Here is a 19,088-nt window from a genome sequence, read left to right on the forward strand (position 1 = left end):
ATCAGTATCCCTTCTGGGGTCGGAAGCTTCGCAGTCGCAGGCTGTTGCTGACCACGAAGACGGAGGACAGCGCCATCGCGGCGCCGGCGAGCATGGGGTTGAGCAGTCCGGCGGCGGCCAGGGGCAGCGCCGCCACGTTGTAGGCGAAGGCCCAGAACAGGTTGGCCTTGATGGTGCGCAGCGTGCGGCGCGAGAGCCGGATCGCGTCGGCGGCGGTGCGGAGGTCGCCGCTGACGAGGGTGAGGTCCGCCGCCTCGATCGCCGCGTCGGTGCCGGTGCCCAGGGCGATGCCCAGGTCGGCGGTGGCGAGCGCGGCGGCGTCGTTCACGCCGTCGCCGACCATCGCGACGGCGTTGCCTTGCGCCTGGAGCGCCCGCACCGCCTCCGCCTTCTGCGCGGGCAGCACGCCGGCGATCACCTCGTCGATGCCGACCTGTGCGGCGACGAACCGCGCCGCGGGCTCGTTGTCGCCGGTGAGCATCACCGGGCGCAGCCCCAGGTCGCGGAGCCGCGAGATCGCCTCCCGCGATGTGGCTTTGACCTCGTCGGAGACCACGAGCACCCCGCGGGCGGCCCCGTCCCAGCCGACGGCGATCGGCGTCTGACCCCGGTGCTGGGCCTCGTCGAAGGCCGCGCGGAGGCCCGCGGGCAGGGGCATGGCGTCGTCGTCGAGCAGGCGCGGCCGCCCGACCGTCACGGCGCGCCCGTCGACCGTGCCGCGGACTCCGAGCCCGGGGACGGCGACGAAGTCGTCGACGCCGCTGAGCGGCGCGGTCGCGGATCGGACCACGGCCCGGGCGATCGGGTGCTCGGACGCGGCCTCCAGGGCGGCGGCCACGGCGAGCAGCTCGTCGGAGGACGCGTCCGCGGCGGCGTGGACGGCCTGCAGGGTCATGACGCCGGTGGTCACCGTCCCGGTCTTGTCGAGGACGACGGTGTCGACGCTGCGCGTGTGCTCGAGCGCCTCGGGGCCCTTGATGAGGATGCCCAGTTGGGCCCCGCGCCCCGTGCCGACGAGCAGGGCGGTCGGTGTCGCGAGCCCGAGGGCGCAGGGGCACGCGATGATCAGCACCGAAACGGCGGCGGTCAGCGCCATCGATGCGGCCTGTCCGGCGCCGAGCCAGAACCCGAGCGAGCCGACGGCGATCGCGATGACGATCGGTACGAAGACGCCGGAGATCCGGTCGGCGAGGCGCTGCGCCTCGGCCTTCCCCGCCTGGGCGTCCTCGACGAGGCGGCTCATCTGCGCGAGCTGGGTGTCGGCGCCGACGCGGGTGGCGCGCACCACGAGCCTGCCACCCGCGTTGACGGTCGCCCCGGTCACCGGGTCGCCGGTGCGCACCTCGACCGGGACCGCCTCGCCGGTCAGCATCGACGCGTCGACGGCGGACTGACCCGAGACGACGACGCCGTCGGTCGCGATCTTCTCGCCGGGGCGCACGACGAATTCGTCGCCCACCGTGAGGTCGCCGATCGGCACGAGGGTCTCGATACCGTCGCGGAGCACGGTCGCATCCCTGGCGCCGAGTTCGAGCAGCGCGCGCAGCGCGGCGCCGGCCCGGCGCTTGCTCTTCGCCTCGAAGTACCGTCCGGCAAGGATGAACGTGGTGACGCCCGCCGCCGCCTCGAGATAGATGGCACTGGTGCCGTCCATGCGCTCGACCGTGAATGTGAACGGATGCGTCATACCGGTCACGCCGGCCGCGCCCCAGAACAGGGCGTAGACGGACCAGCCGAACGCGGCTAGCACGCCGATCGACACCAGGGTGTCCATCGTGGCGGCGCCGTGCTGGAGGTTGGTCCAGGCGGCGCGGTGGAACGGGAGAGCCCCCCACACCACCACCGGCGCCGCGAGCGTCAGGGAGAGCCACTGCCAATAGTCGAACTGCAGAGCGGGGATCATCGCCACTGCGATGACCGGCACGGTCAGCGCAGTGCTCACCAGTAGGCGCCGGCGCAGCGCATCCGCGGGCTCGTGGGTGCGCCCGTCCGGCTCGTGCAGTTCGTCGCCGCCCGGCGCTGCGGGCACGTGCGCGGCGTACCCGGCCTGCTCGACGGTGTCGATGAGGACCGCGGCGTCGGTGCCCGCGGGTGCTGTGACGTGCGCCTTCTCCGTGGCGAAGTTGACGGACGCGGACACCCCGTCGAGCTTGTTCAGCTTGCGTTCGATCCGGTTCGCGCAGGAGGCGCAGGTCATGCCCTCGATCGCGAGATCGACCACCGTCTCGGACGGCCGGGTGTCAGTGCCCATCGTGACCTCCCTCCGCCGTCGACGGCGCGCCTGCGTGCGGTCCGGGGGCGTCGGGCGGCGGACCGACGGCGGCACCCACGGCGAACGCCGCGGCGAAGACGACGGCCGAGCCTGCGGCGAACGCAGCGATCGCCACCAGGGGTTTCATCGTCTCTCCCGCCTTCCGCATCACCACACACTACTATACCCCCCTAGGGTACGCGGGCGGGCCTCGCGGGTGCCCGCGCGAGGTAACGGTTGAAACGACGAACGAACGGGCCGCACGCTCAATCGCATGGACGAGATCGAGCGGCGGATCCACGCCTGGGAGACCGAATCGCACCACCCGACCAGCGAGGGGATCGTGATGTACCAGCGCTGCGCCTGCGGCGCCCGGCGGATCAAGCTCGTGGGCGCGACCGCCGAGGTGCCCGTGTCGCGACCCGAGATCACCGCGCAGGCGGGATGATCGACCCGTGCAGTTCGCTCACGACAACATGACCGGGGTGCGGCTCTCCGTCGACCTGGTCAACCTCGCGGCCGACGGTGCCTGGTCCGAAGACCGGGTCGTCGCCGCGCTGCACGATCACGAGATCCGCCGGATCGAGCTGGACGACGGTGCGGTGGACGGGCTGGGGAACTGGACCGAGTTGCTGCGCGCCCCCTTCGTCGCCCGGACGGTGGACGACCGGTGCGCGGCGGTGAACCGCCTGCTGGACGAGGGCACCGCCGGGATCTATCTCACCGCGCACGACGACTGGCGGCCCCACCTGCACTTCACGCCCGAGGCCGAGTCGCTCCTCGGTCGAGTGAAGGCCGTGACCGCCGGTGGCCTCGCGATCTTCACGACCGAAGCCGAGGGCGCGCGGCTCGGAGCGTGCGCCCGCACGGGCTGCGCCAGGGTCTTCGCCGACACCAGTCGTGGCGGCCGACAGTCGTACTGCTCGCCCCGCTGCGCCAACACCGACGCCGTGCGCCGGCACCGTCGGGCTTGAGGTCGGCGATTCCTAGATCGGCGAGATCGACCGGCGCTTCTGCGGCACCCGCGGCGGTCGGCGCCGGGCCCGCCCCAGCGCCTCCGCGAGCATCGGCCGCGTCGCCGATGGGAGCACCACGTCGTCGATGCCGAAACCATCGGCCGCCAGCAACGGATCGACGTTCGCCTGGAACAGCGCGATGAGATCGCCGCGGGCCTTCGCCGGATCGGGTGCGGCCTCGTACTGCGAGCGGAAGGCGAGATCGACGGCGCTCTCGATGGGGATCGCGCAGATCTCCGCGGTCGGCCAGGCCAGCGAGAGGTCGGCCTCGATGCTGCGGCCACCGCCCATCGCGATGTACGCCGCACCGTAGGCCTTGCGGGTCACGATCACGAAGCGCGGCACCGTCGCCGCCGCCAGCTCGTAGCCGAGGCGGGCGCTGCGCCGCACCAGGTTCGTCTCCTCGGCGCCCGCCCCGACGAGGAAGCCGGGCAGGTCGATGAGGATCAGCAGCGGCAGCCCGAACGTGTCGCACACGGCGATGAAGTGCGCGGCTTTCTCGCAGGCGTTGGCGTCGAGCGCGCCCGCGTGGAAGCGGGGCTGGTTGGCGACCACGCCCACCGGCCGTCCGTCGATCCGGGCGAAGGCAGTCACGATGTTCGGCGCGTGCAGCCGCTTGAGCTCGAAGACCGTGTCGATGTCGGCGATGCCCTCGATCACGTCCACCACGTCGTAGGCCTGCCGCATCGACGACGGCACCAGCGTGTCCAGGCCGTCGGCGGTGTCGCCGGGCTCGTAGGGGCCCGCGGAGATCATCGGTTCGCCGGCGGACGATGCGGGGAGGTAGCTGAGGAAGGCGCGGATCGCGTCCACCGACTCCTGTTCGGTGTCGGTGACCACGTCGACGACGCCGCGCTCGGCCTGCAGATCGGCGCCGCCGATCTCCTCATTGGTGAGGTTCTCGCCGGTCGCCGCCTGGACCAGCGGTGCCGACGAGATCCCGATGGTGCCCATGCCGCGCACGATCGTCACGAAGTCGCAGCACGCCGAGATGTTGGCGGGCGCGCCGAATCCCGGCCCCATCATTGCGGCGACCAGCGGCACGTGGCCCGACAGGTCCGCCAGGCGCAGCAGCAGCCGCGACCCGGGCGCGGCGAGGCGCGAGTCGAGAGCCTCCTGCATGCGGTGGCCGCCGCCGTCCATGAGCATGATCAGCGGGATTCCGTCGAGCAGCGCGCGCTCGGCGCACCGGTCGAGTTTGGCCATACCGGTAGCGCCGTTGCTGCCGCCGAGCACGGTGAAGTCGAAGGCCGCGATCGCCGCCGGCCGGCCGTCGATGTAACCGATACCGGTCACCACGCCGTCGCCCGGAGCGACCAGGGGAGCGGCGCCCTGCTGCGCGGGGCCCGGCCCCGCGAGCGCGCCGAACTCGTGGAAGCCGCCGTTCGCGAGCAGCGCCACCCGCTCGCGGGCGGTCATCTTCCCGCGTGCGTGCTGCTTGGCGACCTTCTCGGCGCGCGCCTCGTCGGTGACCGCCCGGTAGGCGGCGCGCACGCGGTCGTTCAGTGCCTGTTCGGGTGTGGGTTCGCTCACGCTCGGAAGTTAGCAGGCCGTCACCGAGAGGTGGACAGCCGGCCGGGTTCCGTCCATTCGCGCCGGTCCGCACGCCGCGCGTCTAGCCCGGTAGCGCGTCGCCGGGGAAGCTCAGGCACGGGTACACCTCGCTGTGCATCATCTCCGCCCGCACGCACGGGTCGCCGGCGATGATCTCCGCGGCCCGCTCGGCGGGCACCGTCATCACCGCCATCCCGGCCATGGCGTCGTCGAGGATCGGGCACAGGATCGCGATCACGCCGTCGGCGCGGAGGGAGACCATGCGCCGCTGGTGTTCCCGCTCGATCGCCTCGGCACCGTCCTGCGCGCGCCGAGGCCCCCAGCGAAGGAGGACCAGACTGTACGGCTGCGCCGTCTGCACCAGGTCCTGGATCTGCTCGTCGGTCACCGTCGTCGCCATGGTCGCTCCCGTGCTGTTTCGATCGATCGCGGTCCTCGTCACACGCTACTGCGCGCCGACGCGCGCGATTCCTCTCTTTCGAGAACGGCGTGCACCAGGTGCTGCTGCGCGTAGGTCCAGATGTTGTTGGCGACCCAGTAGAGCAGGATCGCGATCGGCAGGACCGGTCCGGCGACGACGCTGCCCACCGGCATCACCCACAGCATCAGCTTGCGCATCAGATCGGCCTGCATCGCGTTCGACGGGTCGGCGGTCTGGTGGCGGATCGAGAAGCGTGCGTTGATGTGCGTCGCGAGGCACGCGATCAGCATGAGGGGGACGGCGACGGCCGCGATCGTGGCGAGACTGGGCACCCCTCCGAACTGTCCGAACGATGCGAGCACGGTGTCGGAGCTGGACATCGAGACGGAGATCGGTGCGCCGAACAACCGGGCGCTCAGGAAAGACTGGACGTCGTGCGCCGAGAAGAGGTAGTTCGCCGTGGTCGCGTTCTGCTCTGGAGTGAGGCCGAGCTGTCCGACACCGGTGCCGGTGCGGTTGAACGAGCGCAGTACGTGATAGAGGCCGAAGAACACCGGGATCTGGACCAACGCGGGCAGGCAGCCGAGCAGCGGCCGGACGCCGTGCTCGCGCTGGAGCTTCTGCGTCTCCAGGGCGAGCTTCTGCGTGTCCTTGCCGTGCTTCGTGCGCAGCGCCTCCAACTCGGGGCGCATCTTCTGGAGGCGACGGCCGGTTCGCGCCGAGACGATGCCCGGCCACAACAGCACGGCGCGCACCGTGAAGACGAGGAAGACGACGGACAGGGCCCAGGCGAAGCCGTTGTCGGCGCCCAAGAGCGCGCCGAAGACGCGGTGCCAGAGCCAGAGGACCGCGGAGATGGGGTAGTAGACGAGATCGAGCATGACGGGAGCACCTCACAGGCAGGGCGCGCGCGAGTCACCGCTACGCGCAGGAGAAAAGGGATCTGCGTGTGCGGCGTGTGCCGAGGGGAGGGCTACGCCGCGGTGGCGGCGCGTCCCGGTGCTCGAGGTCGACGGGGCCGTCCCGCCCCGTTGGGCATGGAACTGCGGCGATAGGCGCCGCGGAGTCGGTGGTCGGGTTCGCGTCCGGCCGCGGGACCCGACGGTGCGCCCGCGTCGCGCTCGGAGGAGGCGTGACAGAGCGCGGCGACCGCGATGGCGAGGGCGATGCCCACGAGGGCGGCGGCACCGTCGGACAGGGCGACGCCGGCGACGAACAGTGCGACGACGGCGACCCACGGCGCGGAGAGATCGCCCCAGCGGGGCAGTCTCCGGAGGAGGTCGGCGGTCATGGCCGCCAGCGTACGGGAGATGGCTGAAGCCCCGGCCGCGTACGCGGCCGGGGCTTCTTGAGCGGATGACGGGATTCGAACCCGCGACCCTCACCTTGGCAAGGTGATGCGCTACCACTGCGCTACATCCGCGTGCCCATCGGGCGAGCAACAAGTTACACGAATGTTGCGGCCCGACGCGAATCGGCAGGTGGCGTCAGGCTTCCCGCGGCAGCAGCAGGACCTTGCCGACGGAGTCCTGTGACTCCAGGAGCGCCTGCCCCTGGCCGGCGTCGGCGAGCGGTAGACGGGCGGAGACGACCGGCGAGATGAGCCCGCGCTCGACGAGCGGCCACTCGTGTGCCGCGACCGCGGCGACGATCTCGGCCTTCGATCCGGGGCCGGTCAGGGGCCGGTTCCGCACGTTCAGCCCGATGATGCGGGCGCGCTTGCCGATGAGGGCGCCGACGTTCACCTCGCCCGTGAAGCCGCCTTGCATCCCGATGGTCACGAGGCGTCCGCCGATGCCGAGCGCGTCGACGTTGCGCGCCAGGTAGCTGCCGCCCATGATGTCGAGGATCACATCGACCTGACCGGCGAGCTCCGCGGCGAAGTCCTGCTCGCGGTAGTTGATCACGATGTCGGCGCCGAGGTCGCGGCAGCGCTGCGCCTTGCCCTCCGAGCCGACGGTGACCGCGACCCGCGCGCCGAGCGCTTTCGCGACCTGGATCGCGTGGGTGCCGATTCCGCTGCCGCCGCCGTGCACGAGCAGCAGCTCGCCCGCCTTCAGCCCGGCATCCATGACGATGGTAGACCAGACGGTGCTCGCGACCTCCGGCAGCGCCGCCGCGTCGACGAGCGAGACGCCGTCGGGCACGGGCAGCAGTTGCGCGGCGGGGACCACGGCGTACTCGGCGTAGCCACCGCCCGCCATCAGGGCGCAGACCTCATCGCCCACGGCGGTGCCGTCGACGTCGGGGCCGAGCGCGACGACGGTGCCGGAGACCTCCATGCCCATGACATCGGTGATGCCCGGCGGCGGCGGGTAGAGGCCCTGGCGCTGCATCAGGTCGGCGCGGTTGATGCCGGCCGCCTCGATGCGGACGAGGACCTCGCCGGCGGCGGGAACGGGAACGGGGATCTCATCGATGACGAGGTTCTTCTCGTCGTCCACGACGATCGCGCGCATGGCGGTGGGGACGGAGGTCATTGTCGGATTGCCTTTCGGTCGGGTGGGACGGTCAGCGGACGGAGACCGGGACGGGCATGTGCAGGGCCGCCTGTGCTCCAGTGTTCACGTCGAGGCGGATGGTGCGGATCGGGTTGAGGGAACGCAGGTCGTCGGACATGCGGCCGTCGCCGAGGGTGAGGTCGACGCCGCGCGGAAGCACGGCGGTGCCGCTCGCGAGCACGTTCGTCTGATTGAGGGTGGAGAACCAGGCCCCCTCGCGCCGCGTGTACGAGGTGAGTGTGGAGGCCTTCGTGCCGCTCGCATGCCGCTTCTGGTGCGGGGTCCGAGCAGAGAGGGCGACGTCGACGCCACCGTCGGCGTTGGCGATCCGGGCGGACGTGTGTGCGGCGGTGATGTCGACGTCGAGGTCGGTCACCCACTTCGGGAAGCCGTAGCCGTCGTGGCCCCGGACCTGTGCGATCTCCGTGTTGACCGGCAGGGAGAAGACGTAGGAGTGCAGGTGGTCGTCGCCGAGGGCGGTCGCCAGGTCGGCGATGCCGGGCCCGCCGTGTCGGGCGGGGCGGACCGCGACCCCGACCGCGGCCTCGGTGTAGAAGTCGATGTCACAGACGTCGTAGCGGAAGAACATCACCGACGCGAGGCCGAGACCCGGGGCGATCTCCAGCGGGGTGAGCGCGTCGGGGAGGCGCCGGCGGATCGCGCGGGTCGGGGCGAGCATCGTGAGTCGGGCCGAGGACATGGCGTAGTAGAAGTTCGGCGTCCGGGTCGCTCCGATGGGGGAGTCGACCCGCGACTTCGGCAGGGTTCGGAAGAAGTCGACGCCGGGAACGCGCGGATCCAGCGCGACATCGTCGAGCGGGGTGTCCATCCGGAATCGGTCGTACAGCCCGTCCTTCGGGACGCTGACGATGCGCCCACCGAGGTCGACCTCGACGGTGCCGGTTGCTGCGGTCATGGTGTGCGGCTCCTCGCCTGATTGATGTGTGCGCTGCTTACATTGAGAGTAGAGCCTTATGTAAGCAGTGTCAACAAAGCTGATGCGTGACGTGTTCCGGCCCTGCGCACGGACGTGCCGGAGCGGGTTCCCTGCTGCGCGCGCCGATGGAGCTCTGCGGGTCGCCGTGCGAGACGTCGCAGGGGCGGTTCGGTGTCGCGTGTTCTGTGGTGTTGTCGATAGTGCTGGGGCGCTGCCGTTTTCGTTCGATTCGGGTTGTTGCGTAGAGCGGATGCGTCATCCGACCGGCTACCATGGTGGTGTGCATCACGGCCGCTGCGGTCGTGAAGCACGATCGAACCTCTCCGGGGCTGCAGCCACTCGGCCCACCGTGTACCTCAGTGATCGGCGGGAGTAGCCGTGCCGACTCGACCTTCCTCGCGAGCGAGCGATCGGGCCCTGGTGTGGAACGGGGCATGCGTGGCGCTGATCGTTCTGGCCATCGCCACGGGGTTCATCGATGCGATACCGGTCGAGGCGACGATCGTGCTGTGTGCGCTCGGCGTGGCGGCGGGCCTGGTCGGAGTGCCGCTCTACATCGCTCACCTGCTCGCGGGCTGGCGGTCTCCCGGGCCGTCGAAGGCCGCTACTTCTGCTACCACCGAGGGTGAGGGCGCGGGCGGCGCTGAGCGCGTGGGCGAGGGTGAGCGCGGGGGCGGGGGCGATGGCGCAGACGCGGCGGTCGCGCGTGTCGACGCGGCGAAGCCCGAGCCGCTCGTCGAACCGGAGGTCGGGCCCGACTCGGTGACCGGGGGCGAGGGCGAGCCGGATCTGCGCAGTGGGCAGGGCGGAGCGGATGGTGAGGTTCCCGCGGAGCCGGAGTCGCCCGCTGTCGACTCCCCGCAGCGCTCGGCGCCCGCGCAGCCACGGTGCTCGTGCCACGGCCTACCGGTAGCGGCTGACGTCGAGGGCGTCTGACGCCACGGAGGGGGTTCCCCGGATACGAAGAAGCCCCCTGCAAGCAGGGGGTTTCTTCGGTGGTGCGCGATACTGGGATTGAACCAGTGACCTCTTCCGTGTCAGGGAAGCGCTCTCCCACTGAGCTAATCGCGCTTACGTGAAGTGGCGCTCAGCCGCTCCGTTGCGGAGTGGCTGAGCGTGTTGGAGGCGGCGACGGGAATCGAACCCGTGTGCACGGCTTTGCAGGCCGTTGCCTCACCACTCGGCCACACCGCCACGGTAAGCCCACTTCGAGCGGATGACGGGATTCGAACCCGCGACCCTCACCTTGGCAAGGTGATGCGCTACCAACTGCGCTACATCCGCATTCGTCCGGACCGGCGCTCGAAAGCGCCTTTCCGGTGCGAGAGAGAACACTACGTGAACATCGAGCGCTCTGCCAAATCGGCTGGTCACCCCATGTTTCGCGCGCAGTCGGCGTGGTGGGGCGCACCCCGATGCCTCGTCGGCTCACTGCCCGGAACCGTATCCGCTGGTGGAGCGCCCGATTACCCTTTCGCTCAGCCGTCGTGTTAGTGTTCTCTCTCGTTCGCCTCCCTGGTAACACAGGGGTGGGCGCGACTTCGGTCCTATGGCTCAGTGGGAGAGCGTCCCCTTCACACGGGGAAGGTCGCTGGTTCGATCCCAGCTAGGACCACCGAGAAACCGCCTGGCGACAGGCGGTTTTTTCGTTCGACGGCCGAGGCTGTCGCGGTCGCTGTCGGCGTGGCCGGATCGTCGGCGTCATCACGAGTACGACCCGGTCGGAGGTCGCCGCGGATTCCGGCTGCCGGTGTGGGCAGCGTCATGGTTCCCATCGTTGTGGCGCTGCACCGGATCTGGTTGCCTGGCCTGGAGTTCCGAGTACGCCGACCGTACGCGTGACGGCCCGGCTTCCCGATCCGTACAGGAGTCTTCCGGCGATGACCTTCCACACGACGCCCGCCACCGAACTCGACTACTTCGACGACCACGACGGCGACGATCACGGCGCACCGCTGGTGCTGTTGCACGGCACCGGAACCGACGGCGACCTCAATTTCGGGCACCTTCTCCCGGCGCTGTCCGGGCGCCGAGTCATCCGGCCCAACCTCCCGGGGTCCGGGCCGGAGCCGGACCTCGACGGAGTCGATCTCGACGGAATCGTCGAGCGGATCGCGACCCTGCACGACCGAACTCACCCCGAGGGCCCCGTCGACGTGCTCGGCTTCTCGCTGGGCGCCGTGCTGGCGGCCGCGTATGCCGGGCGCTACCCCGGCCGCGTCGGACGCCTGATCCTACTGGCCGGATGGGCGGCGCCCGACCCGAGACATCAGCTCTTCATGGGACTGTGGCGACGACTGGCCGACCTGGACGACCGGGCCTACGGTGAGTTCCTCGTGCTCACTCTGTTCAGTCCGCAGTTCGTCGCCGGCTTGGGCGACGGCGTCGAGGAGGCCGTACGGAGCACTCTTCCGACTCCGGGCACCTCCCGCCAGATCGATCTCGACGCGACGATCGACATCCGCTCCCTCGCGGCGCGGATCACGGCACCGACCCTCCTGATCGCCGGAACGGAGGATGTGATCGCCCCACCGAGCAAGGTTCGTGAGCTGGGAGGACTCATCGGGGCAGCACGTACACGGAGGTCGACAGTGGTCACATGGTGCTCGTCGAGCAGCCGGAGAAGGTTCTCTCACTGGTACACGACTTTCTGAAATAGGTGGGGCGGCTCGTGGTCCCGACCGGCGAGCGAGGCGCGCGTGATTCGCCGCGTAGTCGATGGCCGGCGCGGGTTCGCCACGAGGAAACATGTCGTACCGCCGTGACACGGTGGCGGCATGACATTCGACCGGCGCGGGATCCTCTGGGACGCGATCAACGGCAGGACTCCACCCTCACCCGCGGCGGAGCTCCTGGGCTGGACGTTCCGCGCCGTCGACCCCGATGCGGGGCCCTTGGAGATCGGTTTCTCCCTCGACGAGAAGTTCATCAATCCCGTCGGCTCGATCCAGGGCGGCTTCGTCGCCGCGATGCTCGACGACACCCTGGGGCCGGCCCTGGTCGCGACTCTCGAGCCGGATCAGTTCGCGCCGACGGTGTCGCTGCACGTGCAGTACTTGGCGCCGGCGCTGCCGGGTGAGTTCATCGGATACGGGCGCGTCGTGAAGAAGGGGAGGGAGATCGCGTTCCTGGAGGGCCGTCTCGTCGATGCCCGTGGAACGACGGTGGCGACGGCCGGCGCGACGAGCGTCATCCGCACGCTGCGCTGACACCGCGCGGCCGCAAGGCTGCTTCGGCCTCGGTCAGCAGGTGCCGACGATAGTGTCGACACATGGCCATCAAACTGGAGAACGTCGCGATCGCGGTGCGCGACCTGGAAGCGACGATCGCATTCTTCACGGACCTGGGGCTCGCGGTGATCGGTCGGCAGACCGTCAGCGGGGAGTGGACGGACACGGCCGTCGGTCTGGACGGCAACCACGCGAAGATCGCGATGCTGGAGACGCCGGACGGGCAGGGGCGCATCGAGCTGTTCGAGTACATCCACCCCGATGCGATCGAGACGGAGCCGACGCTGCCCAACGAGATCGGGATGCACCGCGTCGCCTTCTCCGTCGACGATCTGGACGACGCGCTGGCCATCGCGGCGAAGCACCGTTGCCACCCGCTGCGCGGTGTCGGAGTGTACGAGGACGTCTACCGACTCACCTACGTCCGTGGCCCCAGCGGCATCATCGTGATGCTCGCCGAGGAGATCCAGAACCGGTAGCGCCCGGATCCGTCAGGCCCGGTTCAGAGCCGCCGCGCGGGTGACGAGGTCGCGGAACGCGGCGTCGTCGACGGCATCGGATTCCTGGATGTCGATGGCGCGGCGGGTGCCGGCGGTGAGGCTGGCGTTGAAGAGCCCGGACGGGTCGTCGATCGATGCCCCCTTCGCGAACGTCACCTTGACCTTGTCCTTGTAGGTTTCGACGGTGCAGAGCAGTCCGCCGAGCGAGAACGCGGGCACTCCGTCGGGATTGGAGGGCTTGCGCCACTTCACTTCTTCGACCGTGTCCGGTTCTGCCTGCAGGATCAGGCCGCGGATGTGCTCGACGGTGCGCTCACGCCAGTCAGTGCTCATGGTCGAACGGTACGCCGACGGCGGCCGGGGCGTGAACGCCCCGGCCGCCGTGCGGATCGTCCAGCCGGTGTCAGTGCACGTCCACCGAGGGGGTGTCGGTGACACTCACGCCGCTGGAGCTCGCCGTCGCCGAGCCGGTATCGGCCTCGACGCCGTGGCTGCCGGTGGCCGGCGTGCTCACCTCGGCGCCGCCCGACGGGCCCGTCACCGACGCCGAGCCGGTGCTCGGGCTGACCGACGCGCTGCCGGTCTCCACGTGGCCGCTCGCGCTGCCGGCCGGGGTGGTGACTTCGGCCTGGGCCTTCGGGCCGGTCACCGTGGTGTCGCCGTTCGTCGCGACCGTCGCCGAACCCGTGGACACCGCGCCGCCGCCGCTGGCGACCGGAGTGGTGACCGAGCCGCTGGCGGCCGGACCGGTCACGGACACCCCGCTCGAGCCCGCGGACGCGCTGCCGGTGCTCGCCGTGACGGTGCCGCCGCCGACCGGCGTGGATACGGTTCCGGTCCCGGACGGCCCGGTGACCGAGACACCCGTCGGCGTGATGCTGCCACCGCCGCCGTTGACGTTCAGCCCCGCGTTGACCGTGTTGAGCACGTTGACGTTGGCGGTCAGATCCGGCGCATCGACGGTGAGCCCGCCGGTGCCCACGGTGATCGTCCCCGGTGTCACGCCGACCGAGCCGCCCCCGAGCGGGGTCGTGACCGCGCCCGAGATGCTGGGCGTGACCAGGACGAGCTGGCCGTTCTGGAACCCGATGCTGCCGAGGTTCAGGACGAGGTTGCCGCCGCCGAGCGGGGTGGTGAGGCCGAGGTTGATGGCGGGGAGGCCCACGATGAACGTGTTGGCGCCGTATGTCACCTTGACCGGCACGATCGCGGCGGTCGCGCTGCCCAGGCCCAGGGGAGCGGTGGCGCCCAGACCGATCGACGGCGTCCACGTGGTGAGGCCGCCCGAGGTGATCGCGCTCAGTGACGTGTTCAGGCTGAGGCCGCTTCCCAGCGGGCCGCTCACCGACGTGATGTTGCCGCCGACACTGCCGACCCCGAGGCCCGGCCCGAGGCCGACGAGGCCGTAGGTCGTGCTGGAGAGGCCGCCCAGGCCGAGCGGGGCGCCGACGGTGAAGGTGTCCTGCTGGCCGAGGCCGAGCCATCCGGCCGGCGCGCCGGGGACCTGCGCGGTCGAGAGGATGGCACCCGAGGTGTTGCTCACCGGAATCAGCCCGCTGAGGACGGGGATCTGATTCCAGGCGGCGACGCCCTGGTTGATCTGCGGCGCGATGATCGGGATCGCCGCGAGGGGGATTCCGCCGGGGAGGAGGGGAGCAGCAGCGAGGATCGCGTCGACCTGCGGATTACCGGTCGGTGCGGCGTTCGCGGTGGCCGGTGTCGCGACGGTCAGGGTAGCGGCCGCCGCGACCGCGGTGGCGGCAACGGCGGTGCGGCGCACCGACTTCCGCGCATGCTTGGGAGAGGTAGGGGACATGGAGGACCTCCGGTTCATGAAGGTACGGCGGGCTCGGACGAGAGCGCCGGGTTGAAAATGGATGTTGACCCAGCAGAATGTCGAGGCGTCTGCGCTCGGTTCGAGTGCCTGAAGCGGCGCCTGTGGATCTCCTGGGAGTTCTGAAGTTATCAGTATTTCCACTGTTTCCCAATAGGTTTTGAATCTATTCGTTCGCAGTGATTCGAGCTACTGCGCAGTAGCGAAATACAAAGAGTTCTAACAGAACCCGTTCCATCCTTTGCGATCGAACGACAGCGCTCAATCGGTGTATTCCCAACCGATTCGATTCGTCGGGAATGGCGATCGCAAGCGCGGAGAATCATGCGTATAGGCGTGCTAAATAGCGGGTTTGCACACGTGGATGTGCGCGCTTCGAGGACTGCGCCCGGAGGGCTTCGCTTATGCGCGTTATCGTGAACATCATGTTCACCGTGATGGAACGACAGGACATCGGAAACCGCCTCATCCGGGCCGGCGAGGCGACCGAGGGAGTGACGGCGGGAGCCGTGCTCGGCGCTGCTGCCGTGGGGACGCTCGACCCCTTGTCCGGGATCGACCTGATGTTCGCCGCCGCACCGGATCTCGACATCGACGAGGTGCGGTACCGCTGGAGCGAACAGATGTATCGCGACTTCGGGACGATCCACCACACGGTCGAGGAGTCGGGCACCGTCTACCTCCTCCCCGGCCTCCTCACGGCATGCGTCGTGATCGTCCCCGTGGCCGGGTTCCATCCGCGAGCCGGTGAGCCCTTCCAGCAGGTGTTCGGCCCGGTCGGCGTGTCGCATCGCGGCTGGGGGTCTCACGGACCATCGGACCTGGTCGGGCCCGCCTGGCTCGCTGCACTGAGGACGCGCGCGGCGCTAGTTCGCGGCGACGGGCCCTCCGCGGCGATCGCCCTGGACGCCCTGCGCCGCGCCCTCGTCGCGCTGGCGGGGGCCCGCGTCGGAGCCCCGGCCGGACACCTCGAGCCCGCGGACCGGGAGCGGATCCGTGCCACGGAGAGCGGATCCCGCGATGTGAAGGCGCTCGCTCGCGCGTTCGCGGCTGCGGTCCAGATCCTCGACGCGGAGTTGCAGGCGGCCGCGCCGACGGTCGCCGATGCCGTCGCGCTGCCGTTGCTCGAGGAGATCGCCGGCTGACGCCGGTACCGTGGGACCATGCATGACCAGCACAGGGAGTCTCCGCTCACGGGGCCGCGCGCGTGGCGCGCACGGATCAAGGCGACGCGGCACGGCACGCTCGCGTGGCGGGTGTGCGTCGGTGTCATCGGTGGCATCGTGCTCATCGCCGGCATCATCGCGATCCCGTACCCGGGCCCCGGGTGGCTCATCGTCTTCGCCGGTCTCGGCATTCTCGCTACCGAATTCGAGTGGGCCCACCGCCTTCTGCGATTCGCGCGCGCACGCTACGACCGGTTCGCCGACTGGCTCTCCCGCCAGAGCATCGTCGTCAAGGCCGCCTTCGGGCTCGGCACCTGCCTCATCGTGCTGGCCACCGTCTGGCTGCTCGGCGCGGCGGCGATGATCGGCGGCTGGTTCGGCATCGACTGGCCCTGGCTTGCCAGCCCGCTGTTCGGGTGATCGAGGACCTTCGCCGAGCGGTCTCCGCGCCCGACGATCGCGTCGCCGGTGTCCTCTACTGGTACGCACTGTCGGGCGCGCTCGCGCGACTCGCGGTCGCCGGACGGGACGCGGCGTCGGCGACGATCCGGCCCGGCAACGGCGGCTGGCCGGAGGTCGGGGAGGCGGCACCGTCGGGCGACCCCGGGGCCCACCTGGCCCGCGCCTGCCATCGCCTGATCCCGGTGCTCGCCGCGGAGTCCGGCGCCTCGCCGAGATCCCTCTGGGCCATCGCGACCGACTCGATCGCCTCCGCGGCGCTGGGCGCTGCGGACCCCCGGGGCGTCACCGACGAACTGCTGCGCGCGTGCGGCGCCGAGGCCCCGTCCGCCCGGTTCGAGGAGGTCCCCGGGCGCGGCACCGTCGTCCGACGGGGCTCCTGCTGCCTGCTCTACCTGTGCCCGGGCATGCCGAAGTGCCTGAGCTGCCCTCGGCAGACCCCGGGCGAGCGACGCGCCCGGCTCGCCTGAGCCTCGCCTCGGGCGCGTCCCGCGGGCGTTGCCCGATAGGATCGAACGCACTGACAACCGCGTGCGGCCAGGTATGCCGCCCGCTACATGACTAGGAGCACTGTGAGCACCACCTTCGTCGTCCCGGCGGGAATCGCGGCCGGGGCCGCCATGCGCGAGCTGGACCTGCCCAACAAGGGACCCGAGGCCGTCGTCGTCGTCAAGACCACCGACGGCACCCTCAAGGACCTGAGCTGGGTTCCCGAGACCGACACCGAGGTCGAGGCCGTCGCGGCGAACACGGAGGACGGGCGCAGCGTGATCCGCCACTCGGCGGCCCACGTCCTCGCGCAGGCGGTGCAGGACGGCTTCCCCGGCACCAAGCTGGGCATCGGCCCGCCGATCAAGGACGGCTTCTACTACGACTTCGACGTCGCCGAGCCCTTCACTCCCGAGGATCTGAAGACCCTCGAGAAGAAGATGAAGCAGATCATCAAGGCCGGGCAGCGGTTCAGTCGCCGCGTCTACGACAGCAAGGACGAGGCCCGCGCCGAACTGGCGAACGAGCCCTACAAGCTCGAGCTGATCGACGACAAGGGTGCGGCCGAGGACAGCGAGGTCATGGAGGTCGGCGGAGCCGAGCTCACCGCCTACGACAACCTCAATCCCCGCACCGGTGAGCGGATCTGGGGCGATCTGTGCCGCGGCCCGCACGTGCCCACCACGAAGTACATCCCCGCGGTCAAGCTGACCCGCAGCTCCGCCGCCTACTGGCGCGGCGACCAGAACAACGCCGACCTGCAGCGCGTCTACGGCACCGCGTGGGAGTCGTCCGAGGCTATGGACGAGTACCTCGAGCTTCTCGCCGAGGCCGAGAAGCGCGATCACCGCAAGCTCGGCGCCGAACTGGACCTGTTCAGCTTCCCCGACGAGCTGGGCTCCGGCCTGCCCGTGTTCCACCCCAAGGGCGGCATCATCAAGCGCGAGATGGAGGACTACGTCCGCGGCAAGCACATCGAGCACGGCTTCGAGTACGTCGGCACTCCGCACATCTCGAAGGAGAACCTCTTCCACACCTCGGGGCACCTGCCGTACTACGCGGACACGATGTTCCCGCCGCTCCACGTCGACGAGGAGCGCAACGCCGAGGGTGAGATCACCAAGCAGGGGCAGGACTACTACCTCAAGGCGATGAACTGCCCGATGCACAACCTGATCTACCGGTCCCGCGGTCGGTCGTACCGGGAGCTGCCGCTGCGCCTGTTCGAGTTCGGCCATGTCTATCGCTACGAGAAGTCCGGCGTCATCCAGGGGCTGACCCGAGTGCGCGGATTCGCGCAGGACGACTCGCACAGCTACGTGACGCCTGAGCAGGCGAAGGGCGAGATCAAGCATCTCCTCGACTTCATTCTCGGGCTGCTGCGGGACTTCGGGCTCAACGACTTCTACCTCGAGCTGTCCACCCGCGGTGACTCCGACAAGTTCATCGGGTCGGACGCCCAGTGGGCCGAAGCGACCGCCATCCTCGAAGAGGTGTGCGTCGAGTCCGGTCTGCAGCTGGTGCCGGATCCGGGTGGCGCCGCCTTCTACGGCCCGAAGGTGTCCGTGCAGGCGAAGGATGCGATCGGCCGCACCTGGCAGATGTCGACGATCCAGTACGACTTCAACCAGCCCGCCGGCTTCAACCTCGAGTACACCGCCGCTGATGGCACCAAGCAGCAGCCGGTGATGATCCACTCTGCGAAGTTCGGCTCGATCGAGCGCTTCTTCGGCGTGCTCACCGAGCACTACGCCGGGGCTTTCCCCGCGTGGCTGGCGCCGCAGCAGGTGGTCGGCATCCCCGTCGCCGATCAGTTCGGCGACCACCTGGAGACCGTGATCCGTGCTCTCAAGAAGCACGGGATCCGGGCCGAGGTCGACCACAGCGACGACCGCATGCAGAAGAAGATCCGCAACCACACCACGCAGAAGGTGCCGTTCATGCTCCTCGCGGGCGAGCGTGACCAGGAGGCGGGCGCGGTGAGCTTCCGGTTCCGCGACGGCACGCAGGTCAACGAGGTGCCGGTCGACGACGCCGTCGCGCGCATCGTCGACTGGGTGCATGCGCGCCGCAACGAGTCCCCGACGGCCGAGCTGCTGGGCCCCGCGGAGAGCACCGTCGGGACCGCCTGACCGGAGCCGACGGACGAGACGGGGAGAGGGAATCGATGACGGACGCCACGGACGGCGACGCGCGGGGAGCGCACACCGACTTCGGGGTCGGCGACGGTGACGAGACCATCGAGCGGCTGTGGACGCCGTACCGGATGCGGTACCTCGTCGATTCCCCTCCGGTGCCCGAGGGCAGCACGGCCTTCCTCGAGATCCCCAAGCTGGCAGATGAGGACGGTCTGATCGTGGCCCGCGGCGAGCACTGCTACGTGGTGCTCAACCTCTTCCCGTACAACCCGGGCCACTGCATGGTGGTGCCGTATCGACAGGTGGCCGAGCTGGAGGACCTCACCGATGACGAGGCCTTCGAGCTCATCAAGCTCACGCAGAAGACCATCCGCGTGATCAAAAGGATCTCGCGGCCGGCGGCGTTCAACGTGGGCTTCAACCTGGGCCGGTCGGGTGGCGGCTCGATCGCCGAGCACCTGCACCAGCACATCGTGCCGCGGTGGCCGGGCGATGCGAACTACATCACGGTGCTCTCGGGCACTAAGGTGATGCCGCAGCTCCTCGGACAGACCCGGGCGCTGATGGCGAAGGCCTGGGAGGAGGTCTAGGA

At 70.0% G+C, this 19,088-nt stretch carries 21 protein-coding genes and 5 tRNA genes; 12 read left to right on the plus strand and 14 right to left on the minus strand.

Annotation, left to right across the window (positions count from 1 at the left end; translation table 11 throughout):
- Nucleotide 1: 1 nt before the first annotated feature.
- Nucleotides 2-2,251, minus strand: a complete 2,250-nt coding sequence (locus FK530_RS11645; RefSeq protein ID WP_146487188.1) for a heavy metal translocating P-type ATPase — start codon at nucleotides 2,249-2,251, stop codon at nucleotides 2-4.
- Nucleotides 2,241-2,420: a hypothetical protein gene (locus FK530_RS11650; protein ID WP_146487189.1), complete on the minus strand. Its 180-nt coding sequence runs from the start codon at nucleotides 2,418-2,420 to the stop codon at nucleotides 2,241-2,243. The genes FK530_RS11645 and FK530_RS11650 overlap by 11 nt, the downstream gene beginning before the upstream one ends.
- Before the next feature lie 105 nt (nucleotides 2,421-2,525).
- On the opposite strand from FK530_RS11650, the gene FK530_RS26275 reads away from it, so the two are divergent.
- Nucleotides 2,526-2,699, plus strand: a complete 174-nt coding sequence (locus tag FK530_RS26275; protein ID WP_166443284.1) for a hypothetical protein — start codon at nucleotides 2,526-2,528, stop codon at nucleotides 2,697-2,699.
- A gap of 7 nt (nucleotides 2,700-2,706) precedes the next feature.
- On the plus strand, nucleotides 2,707-3,225 hold the full coding sequence (locus FK530_RS11655; protein ID WP_146487190.1) for a CGNR zinc finger domain-containing protein: 519 nt from the start codon (nucleotides 2,707-2,709) through the stop codon (nucleotides 3,223-3,225).
- Nucleotides 3,226-3,237: 12 nt separating this feature from the next.
- Here the strand turns inward: FK530_RS11655 and FK530_RS11660 are convergent, their stop codons facing one another.
- The 7 genes from FK530_RS11660 to FK530_RS11690 form a co-directional block, all read right to left on the minus strand.
- A complete protein-coding gene (locus FK530_RS11660; protein WP_146487191.1) occupies nucleotides 3,238-4,800 on the minus strand; it encodes an acyl-CoA carboxylase subunit beta in 1,563 nt (520 codons plus the stop codon).
- An 82-nt stretch (nucleotides 4,801-4,882) separates the two neighbouring features.
- Nucleotides 4,883-5,221, minus strand: coding sequence for a hypothetical protein (locus tag FK530_RS11665; RefSeq protein WP_146487192.1), 339 nt, complete (start codon nucleotides 5,219-5,221; stop codon nucleotides 4,883-4,885).
- Between the two features lie 38 nt (nucleotides 5,222-5,259).
- On the minus strand, nucleotides 5,260-6,123 hold the full coding sequence (gene yidC / locus FK530_RS11670) for a membrane protein insertase YidC (protein WP_146487193.1): 864 nt from the start codon (nucleotides 6,121-6,123) through the stop codon (nucleotides 5,260-5,262).
- A 92-nt stretch (nucleotides 6,124-6,215) separates the two neighbouring features.
- The gene (locus FK530_RS25840; RefSeq protein WP_158645081.1) at nucleotides 6,216-6,533 is read right to left on the minus strand and encodes a DUF6412 domain-containing protein; all 318 of its coding nucleotides are present in this window, start codon (nucleotides 6,531-6,533) and stop codon (nucleotides 6,216-6,218) included.
- A 60-nt stretch (nucleotides 6,534-6,593) separates the two neighbouring features.
- A tRNA-Gly gene (locus tag FK530_RS11680) sits at nucleotides 6,594-6,665 on the minus strand.
- 64 nt (nucleotides 6,666-6,729) lie between these two features.
- Nucleotides 6,730-7,701, minus strand: a complete 972-nt coding sequence (locus tag FK530_RS11685) for an NAD(P)H-quinone oxidoreductase (RefSeq protein ID WP_146487297.1) — start codon at nucleotides 7,699-7,701, stop codon at nucleotides 6,730-6,732.
- A gap of 52 nt (nucleotides 7,702-7,753) precedes the next feature.
- Entirely contained in the window at nucleotides 7,754-8,659 is a 906-nt protein-coding gene (locus FK530_RS11690; protein WP_146487194.1) for an acetoacetate decarboxylase family protein, read from the minus strand.
- A gap of 459 nt (nucleotides 8,660-9,118) precedes the next feature.
- On the opposite strand from FK530_RS11690, the gene FK530_RS11695 reads away from it, so the two are divergent.
- Nucleotides 9,119-9,616: a hypothetical protein gene (locus FK530_RS11695; RefSeq protein ID WP_146487195.1), complete on the plus strand. Its 498-nt coding sequence runs from the start codon at nucleotides 9,119-9,121 to the stop codon at nucleotides 9,614-9,616.
- A 60-nt stretch (nucleotides 9,617-9,676) separates the two neighbouring features.
- Here the strand turns inward: FK530_RS11695 and FK530_RS11700 are convergent.
- From FK530_RS11700 to FK530_RS11710, 3 genes are all read right to left on the minus strand, one after another.
- Nucleotides 9,677-9,751 (minus strand) — tRNA-Val (locus FK530_RS11700).
- A 49-nt stretch (nucleotides 9,752-9,800) separates the two neighbouring features.
- A tRNA-Cys gene (locus FK530_RS11705) sits at nucleotides 9,801-9,874 on the minus strand.
- 17 nt (nucleotides 9,875-9,891) lie between these two features.
- Nucleotides 9,892-9,964: transfer RNA gene (locus tag FK530_RS11710), tRNA-Gly, on the minus strand.
- A gap of 259 nt (nucleotides 9,965-10,223) precedes the next feature.
- On the opposite strand from FK530_RS11710, the gene FK530_RS11715 reads away from it, so the two are divergent.
- The 4 genes from FK530_RS11715 to FK530_RS11730 all read left to right on the plus strand — a co-directional run bounded on the left by FK530_RS11715 (nucleotide 10,224) and on the right by FK530_RS11730 (nucleotide 12,389).
- A tRNA-Val gene (locus tag FK530_RS11715) sits at nucleotides 10,224-10,295 on the plus strand.
- Nucleotides 10,296-10,560: 265 nt separating this feature from the next.
- Nucleotides 10,561-11,334, plus strand: a complete 774-nt coding sequence (locus FK530_RS11720; RefSeq protein ID WP_146487196.1) for an alpha/beta fold hydrolase — start codon at nucleotides 10,561-10,563, stop codon at nucleotides 11,332-11,334.
- A 123-nt stretch (nucleotides 11,335-11,457) separates the two neighbouring features.
- Nucleotides 11,458-11,889 (plus strand): PaaI family thioesterase, encoded by a 432-nt coding sequence (locus FK530_RS11725; RefSeq protein WP_146487197.1) that lies wholly within the window; start codon nucleotides 11,458-11,460, stop codon nucleotides 11,887-11,889.
- 62 nt (nucleotides 11,890-11,951) lie between these two features.
- A complete protein-coding gene (locus FK530_RS11730; RefSeq protein WP_146487198.1) occupies nucleotides 11,952-12,389 on the plus strand; it encodes a VOC family protein in 438 nt (145 codons plus the stop codon).
- 12 nt (nucleotides 12,390-12,401) lie between these two features.
- Here FK530_RS11730 and FK530_RS11735 read toward each other — a convergent pair whose 3' ends face one another.
- Complete coding sequence (locus FK530_RS11735) at nucleotides 12,402-12,743, minus strand: DUF1801 domain-containing protein (RefSeq protein ID WP_146487199.1); 342 nt, start codon at nucleotides 12,741-12,743, stop codon at nucleotides 12,402-12,404.
- Between the two features lie 70 nt (nucleotides 12,744-12,813).
- Nucleotides 12,814-14,226 (minus strand): hypothetical protein, encoded by a 1,413-nt coding sequence (locus FK530_RS11740; protein ID WP_146487200.1) that lies wholly within the window; start codon nucleotides 14,224-14,226, stop codon nucleotides 12,814-12,816.
- 443 nt (nucleotides 14,227-14,669) lie between these two features.
- Between FK530_RS11740 and FK530_RS11745 the strand changes: the two genes are divergently transcribed.
- From FK530_RS11745 to FK530_RS11765, 5 genes are all read left to right on the plus strand, one after another.
- Nucleotides 14,670-15,389 (plus strand): hypothetical protein, encoded by a 720-nt coding sequence (locus tag FK530_RS11745; protein ID WP_146487201.1) that lies wholly within the window; start codon nucleotides 14,670-14,672, stop codon nucleotides 15,387-15,389.
- Between the two features lie 18 nt (nucleotides 15,390-15,407).
- A complete protein-coding gene (locus tag FK530_RS11750; protein ID WP_146487202.1) occupies nucleotides 15,408-15,830 on the plus strand; it encodes a TIGR02611 family protein in 423 nt (140 codons plus the stop codon).
- Complete coding sequence (locus FK530_RS11755) at nucleotides 15,827-16,339, plus strand: (2Fe-2S)-binding protein (RefSeq protein WP_158645082.1); 513 nt, start codon at nucleotides 15,827-15,829, stop codon at nucleotides 16,337-16,339. Before FK530_RS11750 ends, FK530_RS11755 begins: the two co-directional genes overlap by 4 nt.
- A gap of 150 nt (nucleotides 16,340-16,489) precedes the next feature.
- Complete coding sequence (gene thrS, locus FK530_RS11760; RefSeq protein ID WP_231706610.1) at nucleotides 16,490-18,490, plus strand: threonine--tRNA ligase; 2,001 nt, start codon at nucleotides 16,490-16,492, stop codon at nucleotides 18,488-18,490.
- Nucleotides 18,491-18,525: 35 nt separating this feature from the next.
- Complete coding sequence (locus FK530_RS11765; protein ID WP_146487205.1) at nucleotides 18,526-19,086, plus strand: HIT family protein; 561 nt, start codon at nucleotides 18,526-18,528, stop codon at nucleotides 19,084-19,086.
- Nucleotides 19,087-19,088: the final 2 nt, after the last annotated feature.

Origin of the sequence: Tsukamurella conjunctivitidis, from assembly GCF_007858475.1 — a bacterium.
GTDB classification, from domain to species: domain Bacteria; phylum Actinomycetota; class Actinomycetes; order Mycobacteriales; family Mycobacteriaceae; genus Tsukamurella; species Tsukamurella conjunctivitidis.